The sequence below is a fragment of the Photobacterium sp. GB-1 genome, assembly GCF_003026165.1.
Lineage (GTDB): Bacteria > Pseudomonadota > Gammaproteobacteria > Enterobacterales > Vibrionaceae > Photobacterium.
The window spans coordinates 67553-83054 of record NZ_PYOB01000018.1 but is presented as its reverse complement, the minus strand read 5'-3'; the positions used below and the strand labels follow the sequence as shown (position 1 = coordinate 83054).

Genomic DNA, 15502 nt, shown 5'->3' with positions numbered 1-15502 from the left:
CGACCATAGCGTTATGGACCCACCTGATCCCATGCCGAACTCAGTAGTGAAACGTAATAGCGCCGATGGTAGTGTGGGGTCTCCCCATGTGAGAGTAGGACATCGCCAGGCTTCCAATTCGTTTTCACTTTTACAAAAAGTGAAGACAAAAAGTTAAGATATTCGTTTTGAACTACGGATATCGCATGCGGTGTTATCGCTCTTAGCCATCCATGACTTTGCGATATTAGAGCATCCATGTTCGTCGGAGCGGTAGTTCAGTTGGTTAGAATACCGGCCTGTCACGCCGGGGGTCGCGGGTTCGAGTCCCGTCCGCTCCGCCACTTTATTTAGACACAGTTAAGTCTTTAAAATAACTACAGGGGTGTAGCTCCAATTGGCAGAGCAGCGGATTCCAAATCCGCGTGTTGGGAGTTCGAATCTCTCCACCCCTGCCATCTTCAAGAAAGCCTCGTCAGAAATGACGGGGCTTTTTTACGTCTGGATATTATTAGCTCCGCTATGTTCTTTTTAACTCTCTTTTATTGATTTCTTTTATTGATTTCTTTTATTGATTTCTTTTATTGAATGTAAATTATCATTGTATTCACTCTTCAATGTATTCTGCTGTTGATATTGTATTGCTTGGTGTAAAAGCAAAAAAGGAGGGGTATGATTACGCTTATAAGCAAAGAGATTGACCTATCGCTAACAATAAAATCTCGAGCTTAGGTAAGATTAAGTGATAATCTAGTGCTGCTAACATTGATCAATCAAGGAGAGTTCATGCCTCATCTTCGTTTCCGTGCTGTAGAGTTTGATGCAGTGAAAACATTATCAACAGATCTTGTTGATGAACTTCAACCACTTATGTCATGTCCTCGCGAAGATTTTACTCTAGAGCATATTCCGGCATCTTTTATCTTTGACGGAGAAGTATCTGATGCTTACCCGTTTGTAGAAGTTTTGTGGTTTGAGCGCGGACAAGAAACGCAAGATAAAGTTGCAGCGGTAATAACCGCTTCTATACGTAAAGTACTGGATGATAAAGATCAGGATGTTGCCGTCATTTTTACCGCATTAACGGCAACCGCTTATTATGATAATGGCGAACATTATTAATATTCCTCTCTAAAACAGATATTCAAACGTTTAAGTATTCATTTTTATAAGTCAGCTTATATCCAATAGGCTGACTTACTCTGTTTAAGGGGTAGTATGGCACGTTATACAAAAACGAAGCTTGTTGCTGGTGTCGGGGTGGTGGCAGGGGCGTTAGGCCTTGGGGCTTTTAATGCTTCTTTTGATATATCAACCCAACCTGATGTTACTAATGAGGTCTTTGCTCCACACCTCTCGTATCGTTGTATGGAAAGTGTTATTGCGCCGCCATTGGATATTGATGGTGAATTAACGGTAGCGGTCTGGAACATCTATAAACAACAACGCAGTAATTGGCGTAAGGCTTTAGAGTCTTTTTCAGCAGGAACGGATTTAGTTTTACTGCAAGAAGCGAGCTTAAATACTGATTTAAAATCATACCTTGATGATAATAGCTGGATGGTACGGATGGCGAATGCTTTTCGTTTCCTAGATACGCCGGCAGGGGTGATGAATTTATCTCGAGTAGACTCTAAGCAGACGTGCGCTTATCTAGCCATGGAGCCTTGGTTACGATTACCAAAGTCAGCATTGTTATCAGAGTTTTCGCTTTCTAATGGGCAAACACTGGTTGTTGTGAACTTGCACGGTGTGAACTTTGCATTAGGGCTTGATGAGTACAAAGCACAGCTCAATAGTTTAAAAGATGTGTTGTCCAATCATGTTGGTCCAATCATTTTGGCTGGGGATTTTAATACTTGGCGTCAGGGGCGGATCAAGGTGCTAAAGTCGTTTGCACATTCATTAGGATTGAAAGAAGTATCATTTGCAGATGATCAACGTATTCGTATCTTAGGCAAGCCACTTGATCATTTGTATTATCGTGATTTAACGTTAGTTAAATCAGAAGCACCAAGAACTGATGCTTCTGATCATAATCCGCTACTTGCATCGTTTAGGTTGAAGTAACAAGACGAGCGACGAAGTTGCTAGGCCACAATAATCAGTAGTGGCCAAACGATAAGTGTTAATGCCCAAGGTAATACGGCAACAATAATTGCTTTAGGACGATCAAAGTCAGTCCAAGCGCCTACAGCTGCATAAGTGAGTGCAATATACCAAGGCGCTAACAATGGTATTGTGGTCGCAAACGGTGCCCATGGATTGTTTAACGGTAACTTTAATAGCCCATTAATGCTGTTTAAATCAGCGGCATTGGGCAGAATATTTGCAGAATTAAAGATAACATTTATATAACTCGCAATATCACCAATAAATGCAGGTAACATGATAAAGCAAGAGGCTGCTAACCATTTACCGTAACTGTGTTGATATTGACTTCCTTTAGTGGCCATTTTTAACCATAATGCCAGTAGAAAAATAACCGCAGTTCTGCCTGAAAAATCGCTAAATACTTCTCCTGCTAGTAATACTTCTTTTGTTAACCACGCTTGTTTTACGGATTCATCCACACTACCCAGTTGGCTTTGTAAGGCTTGCTGTAACCAAGGTAGATCAACGTGATTAAAGTAACTCCCCCATAAGATAAATGAGCCGAAAATAATGATGATGTAGGGTAAGAACGCCCACTTTGGACGTTCATAAACCGCTGCAAAACAATCAATCGGCGAACGGAAAAGATCAACAAGAGCAATTAATGGATTTTTGGACGGTGTCATGCTTTAACCTTGCTTGTATCTATAACCAGTTTAAGTGTTTGGCCCTGTTTTAGATACTTTTTACTATTGAGATTATTCCATTTTACTATTTGTTTTACTGTCACTTTGTGACGTTGTGCAATAACACTTAAACTATCGCCATTTTTTACTTTATAGCTAATTGTTTTGACTTTATTGGTTGATTTTCCAGTACTTGTCGATACTTTATTATCAGAAACTTTTAGTTTTTGACCTAAATGTAACGTTGATTTCGTGGAGAGTTTATTCGCTTTCGCTAGTGCGTTAACAGAGGTGTTGTATTGACGTGCAATTGTCCACAAGCTATCACCTTTACGAACGGTATGGTGTGTGTGAGCAACCGCATTGCTGTGCTGAGTACGAACTAAGGCATAACTTGATGATGGTAGTTTCAGTTTTTGGCCAATGCGTATATTGCTTGTTTTGAGGTGGTTTGTTTGTTTAATCGCACTGATTGTTGTGTTATGACGAGCGGCTATTACACCTAAGCTATCGCCAGACTTAACTGTGTAAGTCGTAGTTCTTAAGGCTTTATTCCTATTATTAGCTAATGCGCGATTAAATTTATTGACGCTGTTTATTGGCAATAATAAATCGTTTAACCCATTAGGTGCCGTAACGCCTCGACGATAAGCCGGATTTAGCGCTTTTATTTCAGCTGTGCTGATACCTGCAAACTTTGCTGCAATATTAAGATCGATTTGTGTATTGGGCTTAACTATTGCAACCGCAGGTTTGTTACTAATTGCGGGTAATGTGATGCCGTATTTTTTCTGATTTTTGATAATATCAGCAACAGCATAAAGTTTAGGCACATAACTACTGGTTTCATCCGGTAGATCTAAATCCCAATAATCGGTTGATTTACCAAGCGCTTTATTTTTCTTAATGGCATTAAATACTCGGCCTTCACCGGTATTGTATGCAGCCAGTGCGTACTGCCAATTACCATCAAATTTTTTATTAAGATAAGTCAGTAGATTTAATGCAGCATTTGTTGATTTCACAATATCGCGACGACCGTCGTACCAACTATTTTGCTTTAAGCCAAAGCGACGACCTGTATCGGGGATAATTTGCCATAAACCTGCCGCTGCCATATTAGAGTAGGCGTTTTGATCAAATGAGCTTTCTACAATAGGCAGTAAGGCAATTTCTAATGGCATACCGCGTTTCTCAACTTGTTCTGTAATGTAGTACAAGAAAGGTTGAGCACGCTCTGCAATGATTTCTAAATTGCGAGGGTGTTCTAAGTACCAGTTACGGTAATAACGGATACGTTTATTATTTGGGATGTGGGTATCGATTTGCATGCCAATGCGATCCCAGACATTTTTTTGTTGTTGGGGTGTAATTTTTTTTACTTCTGAAGTTACCTTGTCTGGTTGGGATTCAAACAAGGGGGGAATGACTTCATTTGTCGGTTTTACAACGACGGTATTTACATCGTTAGTCTCGGCTTTTTTGGTGATAGGCTGTGATGTTTCACAGCCAACTAATAAAAGCACGCTTGCTAAAAGAATCCGTGATTTCATAACTGTCGTCTATTGCTAAAGTGGCTGGAGATAATACGTGTCCAACCACCTTAGTGACAAGGTCTAGTATGTTAAAACTTATCTTTCCAACGTCGAAGTGCTGCGAAAGTCTCAAGATCGGAGTTATCATATGCTTTATCAGCAACAGAACGCTTGATGCTAGGTTGATCGCAACGTAAAAAAGGATTGATGCGTTTTTCTTGACTTAGTGTTGATGGAAGCGTTGATTTTCCGTTGGCACGAAGTCGAATCACTTTATCGCGGTATTGCTGTAGGTGGGGATTATCTTGCTCAGCGACAAGAGCAAAAGCGAGATTACTTGCGGTGTATTCGTGAGCACAAAAAACTTCTGTTTCATCAGGAAGGCTAGCAATTTTTTGTAGTGAATCGAACATTTGTGCTGGCGTGCCTTCAAATAAGCGTCCACAACCCGCCGAGAAAAGGGTATCACCACAAAAGAGTTTTTCATCCCCGACATAAGCGACATGACCTAAGGTATGACCTGGAACACTAAGCACCATAAAACGTTCACCAAAAATATCCACTTGGTCGCCATCTTCTACTGGCTGCGTTAGCCCAGGGATTGGCTCATTAACCGGTCCAACGACTTTCGTTGATGGAAAGCGGCGTTTGAGTTCACTGATCCCCCCGATATGATCATGATGATGGTGAGTGATTAAAATCGCATCAAGGGTAAAACCGAATTTATCGATGGTTTCTAAAACCGGAGTTGCATCACCGGGATCGACAACGACACAGTGATTATCTTTGTTGTGAATGAGCCAGATGTAATTGTCATTAAATGCGGGTATGCTTTTAACTGTTAGCATGAATTTCTTCTCCAGCCTTATTCAAGTGTTGAGCAGTACTATTATGAAGCCAGCGCGTACAGTAACACATATTGAAGTGCCTTATTCTTGGTCTAATGTGACCAATGGTGAATGGGCGGCACAATTATTACAAGCTCGAATCGATGAGTGGTGTCCGAAGCTGTTTGGTTACCATATGTTAAAGCTTGGTGGCTTAAGTGCAGAGCTGACCAGTCACCATTGTAATATCCAACATCAAATTAGTGTAGATAAATTCAGTAGTTATCGTAACGTCGAGGCTGAATCTTTTGAATTGCCCTTTATTGAAAAGTCATTTGATGCGTGTTTGCTTATTCATCAGCTCGATTATTCAACGGATCCTCATCGATTATTGCGTGAAATTGATAGAGTTACTGTTGATGATGGCTACCTGTTACTTAGTGGTAATAATCCATTAAGTGTTAATGGGTTTTGTGGATTATTGCCGTGGAATAGAAAAAAAGCGCCATGGAATGGACGAATGTATTTATCCTCTCGAGTGATTGATTGGCTTAGGTTGTTAAACTATGAGGTGATATATCACGAAACATTTGCGGTATTACCTTCTACGCGTCATTTAACGTGTTCAGCATGGCTGGAAAATATCTTATCAGAACCCTTATCTGTAGTCGGAAGTTTGTACTTTATCGTGGCTAGAAAGCGTACTTTTCCATTAAAACCGATAGAACCAAAATGGAAAGTGAGACGTCAATTGGCTCCGTTACAAGTAAATTGTCGTACCGAAGCCTGTAATAAAATGGAGAAGAGAGATGAGGCCTATAAAAAGTCAAACTAATTGGCTTGGTAACCTTCGTCAGTAAAGGTGGGTTTTTCTGCCGCGGCTCTAGCTAATACATCGCAACGTTCATTTTCTGGATGACCCGCGTGACCTTTTACCCAATGCCATTGCACCTGATGACGTTGGGTTTCTGTGTCTAAACGTTGCCATAAATCTGCATTTTTTACCGGCTTTTTATCGGCTGTTTTCCAGCCCCGTTTTTTCCAATTATGGATCCACTGGGTAATTCCTTGACGCACATACTGGCTATCAGTGGTAAGATCAACTAAACATGATTCCTTAAGGCTTGCTAACCCTTCAATGGCTGCAAGTAGCTCCATTCGATTGTTAGTTGTCATGAAAAAGCCGTCACTTAATTCTTTTTCATGTTGCTTGTACCTAAGTACTGCGCCATAGCCACCGGGACCTGGATTACCTAAACAAGAACCGTCTGTGTAAATTTCTACCTGCTTCATCATATTTGGTAGTATTGCCCTAGATAAAAACTTAAGTCTGACACATAAGCCACTATGAAAGCCACTAACCAACGCATTATTGTATTTGATACAGAAACTACCGGTATGAATATGACGGGCCCGCATTATGAAGGGCATCGGATTGTTGAAATTGGTGCGGTTGAAATCATTAACCGTAAATTAACCGGTAAAACATTCCATGTTTATATCAAGCCTGATCGCCCAATTGATCCTGAAGCGATTGATGTTCACGGTATTACGGATGAGTTCTTAATCGGTAAGCCGAGCTATGCTGACATCCATCAAGAGTTTATCGACTTTATTGATGGTGCAGAGCTGGTGGCTCATAACGCATCGTTCGATATTGGCTTCATGGATTATGAATTCCAGTTAATGGGATCTGATCTTAAAAAAACGGAAGATATCTGCAAAGTAACGGATACCTTGGAAATGGCAAAACGCCTCTTTCCTGGTAAACGTAATAACCTTGATATTCTTTGTTCACGTTATGGCATAGATAACTCGCATCGAACGCTCCACGGGGCTTTGCTCGATGCCGAGATCCTTGCTGATGTTTACTTAATGATGACGGGTGGTCAAACATCATTGAAATTAAGTGGCGATAACGAAGGGGATAGTGAGAAAGAATTTGCGATAAAGCGTTTAGTCGGAGAGAGAAAAGGGCTAAAGGTTATCTGTGCTTCTGCCGATGAATTAGTTTCACACGAAGAAAGACTCGATTTGATCGGAAAAAAAGCTGACGTTCTTTGGCGTCTGTAGGAGAGTTATGCTGAAGCGGTTATTAATATGTATGGCTGTCTGGCCATTATTTGCTTGGGCGCAAGATAATGATCGGATGACGTGGCTTGATAACCGTTTCCGTGTGGATCCAACAATAAAGCAAGTGTCTTTCATGGTTAAACGAGAGCAACCAAGTCGCCCTGTGGTGTTGGTTGCGCCGGATGGCACGAAATATTACTCCAGTCGTCATCCTAAGCATGTTTCTTGGTATTCTGAAAATGATCTCGATATTATTTCGATTGATGAGCCAATGGCTGGACCTTGGCAAGCAATTGGCCGCGTTTCGCAAGATAACCGTATTACCTTGCTGTCTAATCTTCGCCTAACAGCTGACACGTTGCCGCAGAATTTATACCAATCTGAAGTGTTAAAGTTCTCAGCAAAACTGTTGCAGAATGACCAACCTTTAACCGTCCGTGACTTTTTAGATCGGGTTAAATTGCGTGTGTCATTTTACCCCTATATATCGGAAGAGCAGCAACTCGTTCATGATGTACAGCCTGAGCCAATAGTGGTGGGTAATTTTGAAGATAATGGTCAAGATCGTGATGAAGTGGCAGGGGATGGTATCTTTACTGTTTCTCTTCCTGTAACGGTTGCACCGGGTAAATACCGGGTTGTGATTAAATCAATGAATGGTGTTTTTACGCGAGCCATAGAGCAAGAAGTATTAGTTTACCCTAAACCGTTTTCTGCCACTCTCATTAAAAGTCATAAGCCGCAAGAACCTCACCAGTTAGTCGTATTACCACAAGATGATGCGTTGGTCGCAGGATCGTTAGCTGCTTATATTCGCTACGGTACACCAAAGACCAAGCAGCAAATTATTCAGCAACGAACATTACCAAATGAAACTAAGCTGTCGATGGGATTACCTTTTGATGGTGAGGCGGGGAAATATTCGTGGGAAGGTTGGATCTATGGTACTGATCGTTTGTATCAACGCGAGCTGATATTTCCGTTAGTTGAGAGCCATTTTGCGGTGATTAATAATATTCGTTCAGAAACTCATGTTGAGATCACGCCTATCGATAAAGCGGAACTTGAACGACAACAGATATTGAAAGAAATTGAATTGCAAAAAACCTCACGTGAAAAAACACTTAGCGTGATGGTAATGGGGAATATAGCGGTAATCGTATTGGTCATTAGTGGAATATGGGGCTGGCGAGTATTTAAAAAGCGTCGAAAAGAGAAAAAAGAAGCCCTTGTTTTACCCTTATAAACAATGGTCAGAGAACAAAGAAAAGGGAAGCGCTAGCTTCCCTTTTGTATTTTTAACTGACTTCAATATGTCGTGCTTAAGCCGCGTGATTGATTGAGTAATCAGGGTTTGTCTTTGCTGCTAATTGTTCAGGCTCAAAGTCATCAACATTAATCGTACGTAAACGACCTAATTCTGCACGGCGCAATAACTCAGCTTCAGCATGTTCAATTACACCGAGTTCAAGCCCTTTATCTGCAACATTACCTAACTGTACAAACGGATATTTTTTGTTCGCAGCTTTACACACTCGATCATAAATCGGCTCAGCGGCAAGAATATCGTTAAGTGCAGCTTCCATCATACCGACTGGATTCCCTTCAGATGCTTCTAAGAATTGACCTCGACCTAGGCGATCTCGAGTTTCTGATGGTGTTTGTGCTAAACGAGCAACGGCATGATCTAAGTTATCACTTGGTTTGATACGACGTTGACCTAATGGGAACAATACAACACGTAGTGCGCCAGCAATGAACTTATTAGGGAAGTTACTTAGGAAGTCATCAAGGGCTGTTTCTGCTTGGTATAATGAATCCTGTAGACCCCAATGTACTAATGGAAGATCTTGCTGTTGATAACCATCATCGGCATAACGTTTTAGTGTTGCTGATGATAAATAAAGCTGGCTAAGCACATCACCTAAACGGGCAGATAAACGCTCTTTACGTTTTAATGAACCACCAAGCACAGCCATAGAAATATCAGCCAGTAGCGCAAGGTTAGCACTGTAGCGGTTGAGTTGTTGGTAATAACGTGTGGTTGCATCTTTACGTGGTGCGGATGAACCGTAGCCATCGGTAATACCTAACCAGAAAGAGCGTGCCATGTTACTTATCACGAAGCCAACATGCGCAAATACGGCTTTATCAAAGCTCTCTAAGGCTTGTTTTTTATCATCATTATAAGCAGCGTTCATCTCTTCTAACACATAAGGGTGACAACGGATGGCGCCTTGTCCAAAGATGATCATTGAACGTGTTAGAATATTCGCTCCTTCAACGGTGACTGCAATAGGCGCACCTTGATAACCACGAGCAATAAAGTTGCTCGGTCCCATACAGATCCCTTTACCACCGACAATATCCATCGCATCAATCACACCGCGTTGGCTACGATGGGTACAATGGTATTTTACAATCGCTGAGATAACGGAAGGTTTTTCACCAAGATCAATACCCGCGACGGTTAGAGTACTGGCTGCATCTAAGACATAAGCATTACCCGCAATACGTGCAAGTGGCTCTTCAATCCCCTCCATTTTACCAATAGGCATTTTAAATTGTCGACGAATACGAGCATAAGCCCCTGTTGCGATTGCTGCGGTTTTTAATCCACCCGTTGAATTAGACGGGAGCGTAATACCGCGACCCACCGATAGACATTCCACTAGCATACGCCATCCTTGGCCTGCCATTTCCTGACCACCGATAATAAAATCAATAGGAACAAAGATCTTGTTACCTTTAGTAGGACCATTTTGGAATGGTACATTAAGAGGGAAGTGACGACGGCCAATCTCAACGCCCTCTAGATCGGTTGGGATCAATGCACAAGTGATACCCAGATCTTTTTGATCTCCGAGTAAGTTGTCAGGATCCGAAAGTTTAAAGGCAAGACCTAGTACCGTAGCCACCGGTGCTAGAGTGATGTAACGTTTGTTCCATGTTAATTCCATACCAAGAACTTCTTCGCCTTGCCACAGACCTTTTTTCACAATACCGAAATCTGGGATAGAACCAGCATCTGAGCCTGCTTCTGGGCTAGTTAAGGCAAAACAAGGGATTTCCTGGCCAGCTGCTAAGCGGGGTAAATAATGGTTTTTTTGCTCTTCAGTACCATAGTGTTGAAGCAGTTCACCTGGACCTAGTGAATTAGGCACACCAACGGTTGATGATAATACCGCAGAAGCACCGGTTAATTTTTGCAGAACTAAAGATTGGGCATAAGCAGAAAACTCAAGTCCACCATATTGCTTTTTAATGATCATGGCGAAGAATTTATGATCTTTTAAGTATTGCCATACTTCGGGTGGTAGATCGGCAAGTTCATGGGTAATTTGAAAATCATTTACCATGCGGCAAAGTTCATTTACTGGTCCATCGAGAAAAGCTTGCTCTTCTGCTGAAAGGGTTGGTGCAGGGATATCATGGAGCTTTTTCCAGTCTGGATTACCACCAAATAAATCAGCTTCCCACCACACTGTACCCGCATCGATTGCTTCTTTTTCGGTACGAGACATTTCTGGCATGACACCTTGAAAGGCTTTTAACGCAGGAGCGGCGAGATATTTTTTACGTAAGGCTGGGATATTAAGAGGAATCGCAATCGCAGCGAAAATTAACCAACTAATAATACCTGTAATGGAAAAAACAGTACCAATTAATAGTGTTGCAGCAATTACTGCCGTAAAGGTTTTTAACGACGCGCGATGATACGCCAATATGAACATAACACCGATAAAACCAATGACATACGCAAGCGTAACCATAGTGATTCTCCTTAATCTGTATAGTAAGACTACTTACACATCATCAAGAATAATCGAGCGACACCTGATTTCATGATGAAGAGTTCAGTACATTGCTACACATTTTATTGTTAATTGTAGGGTAATTATTATTAAGGTAAGAGGTCTTACCACTTTTAAATTATTGTAATGCGTTTTTTAACAAAATGTAAAATAGTTTTTTGATATGAAAGTAAACTGTTATGTGTACAAAGTGGGCTGAGGTCAGGTTATTAAAGGGATTGATCGAAATCATTGTGACTATTTTTTTTACTTGCAGATTTTTAGCAGAGCGTTAACATACGCCGTGTTGTGATACTGTTCACGTTATTTTGAGTGGTTGAGTTCTGACCATCTGTACTGAATGGTATTTCCCTTTGTTGCCTTTCCCGATTCCGACTGACACATGCCCGCCGGACTCTCTTACATCGGGTTGACATCAATTCCTGTTTATCAAATGTACGCAAAGTACAAGAGGTCTTGTTGTGTTGTTATTTCATGCTTTATCACAGGCGTGGAAGGATGGTTATTCCTTCTCTAAATTTCGTGCCGATATTGTATCGGGTATTACGGTCGGTATTGTGGCGATTCCATTGGGGATGGCATTAGCAATTGCTGTCGGTGTGCCACCACAACATGGATTGTATACCGTCATTGTGGCGGGCTTTTTAGCGGCGTTATTAGGTGGTTCACGATTTAATATCACAGGCCCAACCGCAGCCTTTGTAGTCATCCTTTTACCGATCACTCAAAAATATGGCTTATCAGGCTTAATGTTAGCGACCATGATGTCAGGCATTATCCTGTTATTGATGGGCGTTTTCCGCTTAGGACAGCTGGTGGCGTATGTACCATACCCAGTTACCACCGGATTTACTGCCGGTATCGGTTTTGTTATTGCTTTTTTACAACTTAAAGATTTATTAGGCCTACATCTTCAAGGTAGCCCAATCCATTTTCCTGAAAAAGTGATGTCGTATGCCCATGCACTACCTACCACGAACTATGCTGATGCGATTGTCGGTGTGGTCACCATTTTTGTTTTTATTGGCTGGACGAAATTAAAAACGCGTATTCCACCCCATTTAGTTTCATTACTGGTAGGGACGGTTTTAGCTTTAGCATTAAATAAATTTGGCCCTGAGCATGTGACTTTGCTGGGTGAAAAATTTAGCTACACCATTGGTAGCCTTGTAGGTCATGGTATTCCACAAGAAGCACCGCAGTTTATTGCGCTGTGGAAGTCCAATACATTTAATTGGGCCACTGTAATTGAATTAATGCCTTCAGCATTAACTATCGCGATGCTAGGTTGTATCGAATCACTATTATGTGCGGTTGTAGCAGATGGTATGACAAGTAAAAAGCACAATCCGAATGCAGAGCTTGTCGGTCAAGGGATCGCGAATATTGTCGTCCCTTTCTTTGGCGGAATTCCAGCAACGGCGGCGATTGCTCGCACAGCGACCAATATTCGCTCTGGTGCGTTTTCACCGATATCTGGTATGACGCATGCGCTTTTTGTTTTAGCTGCGATGATTGTATTAGCACCAGCGCTATCGTTTGTTCCGATGAGTGCGTTGGCTGGCTTACTGATCATGGTTGCGTGGAATATGTCTGAAGCACCTCACTTTGTGCATACATTAAAGGTTGCACCTCGTCGTGACGTAGCCGTCTTGATGACATGCTTTATCTTAACCGTTGCATTTGACATGGTTGTCGCTGTTATTGTCGGTTTATTACTTGCGGGCGTGTTATTTATTCAGCGTATTGCGACATTAACGACAGTTACGATTTCACATGATGAGCATCCACATCTCAACTTTGGCGGTGATGTAGTGGTTTATGATATTAATGGCCCATTATTTTTTGCTGCGAGTGAGAAAGCTTTTTCTGTTATTGAACATGCAACGACAGAAACGCGTGCGGTTGTGCTCGATTTTAGTGATGTATCAACCATTGATATTACGGCGATTCATGCCTTTGATATGGCGTTAGATCGCTTGTCTGAGTTACCTGTCTATTTATTAGGTACGCAGCCGCATGTTGAACGTAAACTCTACCATGCTGGAATATTTGAAGCTGAGAATGTGCATTTAGCTCACTCTGTTAGTCAATTACAGCAAGTTTTACTGATTAATTCTCACAATCATTCTGATCAGGAGTCGACACTGTAAGTTATTTGTATGTAAACTGCGAATAACGGTGTATTTAAAACATCAAGCGGGTATTTACCCGCTTGATTTGTATCTAAAGAATAATAGAGAGAATCGCTTATGTATCAGGATCTGATCCGCGCTGAATTAACAGATGCAGCTGATGTACTCAATCGCTTTTTAAGTGATGATAAAAACCTTGCAGATATTGAGGCGGCAGCAAAGCTATTGGCTGATTCCTTTAAACAAGGCGGTAAAGTATTGTCTTGCGGTAACGGCGGATCGCATTGTGATGCAATGCACTTTGCTGAAGAACTAACAGGTCGTTACCGTGAAAACCGCCCTGGTTATCCTGGTATTGCGATTTCTGATCCAAGCCACTTATCGTGTGTAAGTAATGACTTCGGTTATGAATACGTATTTTCACGCTATTTAGAAGCTGTTGGCGCTAAAGGTGATGTATTGTTTGGTTTGTCTACTTCTGGTAATTCAGGCAATATTTTAAAGGCAATTGAAGCGGCAAAGGCCAAAGGCATGAAGACAATAGCCTTAACCGGTAAAGATGGTGGTCAAATGGCTGGCTTAGCGGATGTTGAAATTCGTGTTCCTCACTTTGGTTATGCGGATCGCATTCAAGAAATCCATATTAAGATTATTCATATTTTAATTATGCTAGTGGAAAAGGAAATGGCAGCAGAATAAGCCTTAGGTCATTCTGGCTATCGATAAGTATCGTTAATCAATAATAAAGGGCATAAAGGAAAATGTGTGAATTGCTAGGCATGAGCGCAAATGTGCCAACAGATATTTGTTTTAGTTTTACGGGATTAATGCAGCGAGGAGGCAATACAGGCCCTCATCGCGATGGTTGGGGCATTACGTTTTATGAGGGTAAAGGTTTTCGAACCTTTAAAGATCCGAATCCAAGCTGTCAGTCCCGTATTGCTGAATTAGTCCAACAATATCCGATAAAAAGTCGTGCAGTGGTAAGCCATATTCGCCAAGCTAACCGAGGAGCGGTGAATTTAGAAAACACCCATCCTTTTACGCGCGAGTTATGGGGTAATTATTGGACGTTTGCTCATAATGGTCAGCTAACGGGTTATGAGAGTTTAGAAACAGGTCGTCATAAAGCGGTAGGTGATACCGACAGTGAAATTGCTTTTTGCTGGTTACTCAATCAACTTGAGTCTAGATTTCCAGAATTACCTGACGATTTAAACCCAGTATTTAGTTACTTTGCTCAGTGTTGTGAGCAGTTACGTCAGCTTGGCGTTTATAATATGCTGTTAAGTAATGGTGAGTACGTACTTACCTATTGCACTAATAATTTACATTGGATCACGCGTCGAGCACCATTTGGACAAGCATCATTAATTGATGAAGATGTCACGATTGATTTTAAGCAAGAAACAACTCCTGATGATGTTGTGACAGTTATCGCTACTCAGCCATTAACCAATGATGAAAATTGGCACAAAATGGCAACAGGCGAGTTTATTGTGTTTCACTTTGGTGAGCCTGTTTTCAACCAGTTAGTGGCTGAAGGTAAAACAGAATAATGGTTATTTTCTGTCACTATTGAAGTGGTATTATCTGCAATAGTAAAAAGGCGATCTTAAGATCGCCTTTTTTATTGTGCTGCATATCCTTGAGCGGGGAGTTCAATACCATCTAGGATAGCTTTGCCGTCACTACTCATGGTCAAACGATTTTCCGCTAACCATTGAGTTACAAGTGGATAAATAGCATGTTCTTGCTTTTGAACACGAGCTGTTACTTCTTCAACGGTGTCATTGTCAAAAATAGGCACTCTGGCTTGTAAAATAACAGGGCCGCCATCCAATTCTTCTGTTACGAAGTGGACACTGGTGCCATGTACGTCATCGCCAGCATCCATCGCTCGTTGGTGAGTATTTAAGCCGGGATACTTAGGAAGGAGTGATGGGTGAATATTTAGCATCTTTCCTTTAAAGCGACGAACAAAGTCTGCGCTCAAAATACGCATAAATCCGGCTAAAATAACCACATCGGGTTTGAACTGTGCAATACAATCCGCTAAGGCTTCATCATATTGTTCACGGTCAGCATACTGATTAGACGCAATATGTATCGCTTCAATATTGGCATTACGCGCACGTTCTAACCCATAAGCATTTTCTTTATTTGAGATCACAGCGGTTATTTGACTGTTTTTAATCAAACCTGCACTGCATGCATCGATAATCGCTTGGAGATTACTTCCGCTACCTGAAATAAGGACGACGATATTTTTCATATTTGGTACTACCATTTATTGAAAGGTTATCGGTATGTAGATAGCAGAATGAGGACATAGCGTCCTCATTCTTTTTATTACGA

General features: G+C 41.4%; 14 protein-coding genes, 2 tRNA genes and 1 rRNA gene. 11 read left to right on the top strand and 6 right to left on the bottom strand.

The window, feature by feature from the left end; genetic code table 11:
- The 5 genes from rrf to C9J45_RS15950 form a co-directional block, all read left to right on the top strand.
- Positions 1 to 111, top strand: a 5S ribosomal RNA gene (gene rrf / locus C9J45_RS15970); the annotation flags it as partial.
- Positions 112 to 246: 135 nt separating this feature from the next.
- Positions 247 to 323: transfer RNA gene (locus C9J45_RS15965), tRNA-Asp, on the top strand.
- 37 nt (positions 324 to 360) lie between these two features.
- Positions 361 to 437, top strand: a tRNA-Trp gene (locus C9J45_RS15960).
- Between the two features lie 328 nt (positions 438 to 765).
- Positions 766 to 1101, top strand: coding sequence for a DUF1904 domain-containing protein (locus tag C9J45_RS15955; RefSeq protein ID WP_107205344.1), 336 nt, complete (start codon positions 766 to 768; stop codon positions 1099 to 1101).
- Positions 1102 to 1197: 96 nt separating this feature from the next.
- Positions 1198 to 2049 (top strand): endonuclease/exonuclease/phosphatase family protein, encoded by an 852-nt coding sequence (locus C9J45_RS15950; RefSeq protein WP_107247699.1) that lies wholly within the window; start codon positions 1198 to 1200, stop codon positions 2047 to 2049.
- Between the two features lie 20 nt (positions 2050 to 2069).
- Here the strand turns inward: C9J45_RS15950 and C9J45_RS15945 are convergent, their stop codons facing one another.
- From C9J45_RS15945 to gloB, 3 genes are all read right to left on the bottom strand, one after another.
- The gene (locus C9J45_RS15945) at positions 2070 to 2759 is read right to left on the bottom strand and encodes a YIP1 family protein (protein WP_107247698.1); all 690 of its coding nucleotides are present in this window, start codon (positions 2757 to 2759) and stop codon (positions 2070 to 2072) included.
- Complete coding sequence (locus C9J45_RS15940) at positions 2756 to 4312, bottom strand: LysM peptidoglycan-binding domain-containing protein (RefSeq protein ID WP_107205347.1); 1557 nt, start codon at positions 4310 to 4312, stop codon at positions 2756 to 2758. Before C9J45_RS15940 ends, C9J45_RS15945 begins: the two co-directional genes overlap by 4 nt.
- A gap of 71 nt (positions 4313 to 4383) precedes the next feature.
- Entirely contained in the window at positions 4384 to 5142 is a 759-nt protein-coding gene (gene gloB, locus C9J45_RS15935; RefSeq protein WP_005363468.1) for a hydroxyacylglutathione hydrolase, read from the bottom strand.
- Positions 5143 to 5185: 43 nt separating this feature from the next.
- Here gloB and C9J45_RS15930 point away from each other — a divergent pair, with 43 nt between their 5' ends.
- Positions 5186 to 5956 (top strand): methyltransferase domain-containing protein, encoded by a 771-nt coding sequence (locus tag C9J45_RS15930; RefSeq protein WP_107261819.1) that lies wholly within the window; start codon positions 5186 to 5188, stop codon positions 5954 to 5956.
- Here the strand turns inward: C9J45_RS15930 and rnhA are convergent.
- Entirely contained in the window at positions 5953 to 6417 is a 465-nt protein-coding gene (gene rnhA / locus C9J45_RS15925) for a ribonuclease HI (RefSeq protein ID WP_045084816.1), read from the bottom strand. The two genes, C9J45_RS15930 and rnhA, sit on opposite strands and share 4 nt — an antisense overlap.
- Positions 6418 to 6468: 51 nt before the next feature.
- Here rnhA and dnaQ point away from each other — a divergent pair, with 51 nt between their 5' ends.
- Positions 6469 to 7194, top strand: a complete 726-nt coding sequence (gene dnaQ / locus C9J45_RS15920; RefSeq protein ID WP_006647095.1) for a DNA polymerase III subunit epsilon — start codon at positions 6469 to 6471, stop codon at positions 7192 to 7194.
- Positions 7195 to 7201: 7 nt separating this feature from the next.
- Positions 7202 to 8440, top strand: a complete 1239-nt coding sequence (locus C9J45_RS15915; protein ID WP_233217809.1) for a TIGR03503 family protein — start codon at positions 7202 to 7204, stop codon at positions 8438 to 8440.
- Positions 8441 to 8516: 76 nt separating this feature from the next.
- On the opposite strand, the gene fadE is transcribed toward C9J45_RS15915, so the two are convergent.
- Positions 8517 to 10967: an acyl-CoA dehydrogenase FadE gene (gene fadE / locus C9J45_RS15910; protein ID WP_107287213.1), complete on the bottom strand. Its 2451-nt coding sequence runs from the start codon at positions 10965 to 10967 to the stop codon at positions 8517 to 8519.
- A 503-nt stretch (positions 10968 to 11470) separates the two neighbouring features.
- On the opposite strand from fadE, the gene dauA reads away from it, so the two are divergent.
- From dauA to C9J45_RS15895, 3 genes are all read left to right on the top strand, one after another.
- Positions 11471 to 13162 carry a C4-dicarboxylic acid transporter DauA gene (gene dauA / locus C9J45_RS15905; protein WP_107292760.1) on the top strand — a complete coding sequence of 564 codons (1692 nt, stop codon included), beginning with the start codon at positions 11471 to 11473 and terminating at the stop codon, positions 13160 to 13162.
- A 99-nt stretch (positions 13163 to 13261) separates the two neighbouring features.
- Positions 13262 to 13843 (top strand): D-sedoheptulose 7-phosphate isomerase, encoded by a 582-nt coding sequence (gene lpcA, locus C9J45_RS15900; protein WP_006647091.1) that lies wholly within the window; start codon positions 13262 to 13264, stop codon positions 13841 to 13843.
- Positions 13844 to 13905: 62 nt separating this feature from the next.
- Complete coding sequence (locus C9J45_RS15895; RefSeq protein ID WP_107292759.1) at positions 13906 to 14703, top strand: class II glutamine amidotransferase; 798 nt, start codon at positions 13906 to 13908, stop codon at positions 14701 to 14703.
- Positions 14704 to 14774: 71 nt separating this feature from the next.
- Here the strand turns inward: C9J45_RS15895 and purN are convergent, their stop codons facing one another.
- On the bottom strand, positions 14775 to 15419 hold the full coding sequence (gene purN / locus C9J45_RS15890) for a phosphoribosylglycinamide formyltransferase (RefSeq protein ID WP_107287214.1): 645 nt from the start codon (positions 15417 to 15419) through the stop codon (positions 14775 to 14777).
- Positions 15420 to 15502: the final 83 nt, after the last annotated feature.

Bases quoted from the DNA above. Each gene is read 5' to 3' on its own strand.
- C9J45_RS15955 (WP_107205344.1), top strand. From the start codon at position 766: ATGCCTCATCTTCGTTTCCGTGCTGTAGAGTTTGATGCAGTGAAAACA.
- C9J45_RS15950 (WP_107247699.1), top strand. From the start codon at position 1,198: ATGGCACGTTATACAAAAACGAAGCTTGTTGCTGGTGTCGGGGTGGTG.
- C9J45_RS15945 (WP_107247698.1), bottom strand. From the start codon at position 2,759: ATGACACCGTCCAAAAATCCATTAATTGCTCTTGTTGATCTTTTCCGT.
- C9J45_RS15940 (WP_107205347.1), bottom strand. From the start codon at position 4,312: ATGAAATCACGGATTCTTTTAGCAAGCGTGCTTTTATTAGTTGGCTGT.
- gloB (WP_005363468.1), bottom strand. From the start codon at position 5,142: ATGCTAACAGTTAAAAGCATACCCGCATTTAATGACAATTACATCTGG.
- C9J45_RS15930 (WP_107261819.1), top strand. From the start codon at position 5,186: ATGAAGCCAGCGCGTACAGTAACACATATTGAAGTGCCTTATTCTTGG.
- rnhA (WP_045084816.1), bottom strand. From the start codon at position 6,417: ATGATGAAGCAGGTAGAAATTTACACAGACGGTTCTTGTTTAGGTAAT.
- dnaQ (WP_006647095.1), top strand. From the start codon at position 6,469: ATGAAAGCCACTAACCAACGCATTATTGTATTTGATACAGAAACTACC.
- C9J45_RS15915 (WP_233217809.1), top strand. From the start codon at position 7,202: ATGCTGAAGCGGTTATTAATATGTATGGCTGTCTGGCCATTATTTGCT.
- fadE (WP_107287213.1), bottom strand. From the start codon at position 10,967: ATGGTTACGCTTGCGTATGTCATTGGTTTTATCGGTGTTATGTTCATA.
- lpcA (WP_006647091.1), top strand. From the start codon at position 13,262: ATGTATCAGGATCTGATCCGCGCTGAATTAACAGATGCAGCTGATGTA.
- C9J45_RS15895 (WP_107292759.1), top strand. From the start codon at position 13,906: ATGTGTGAATTGCTAGGCATGAGCGCAAATGTGCCAACAGATATTTGT.
- purN (WP_107287214.1), bottom strand. From the start codon at position 15,419: ATGAAAAATATCGTCGTCCTTATTTCAGGTAGCGGAAGTAATCTCCAA.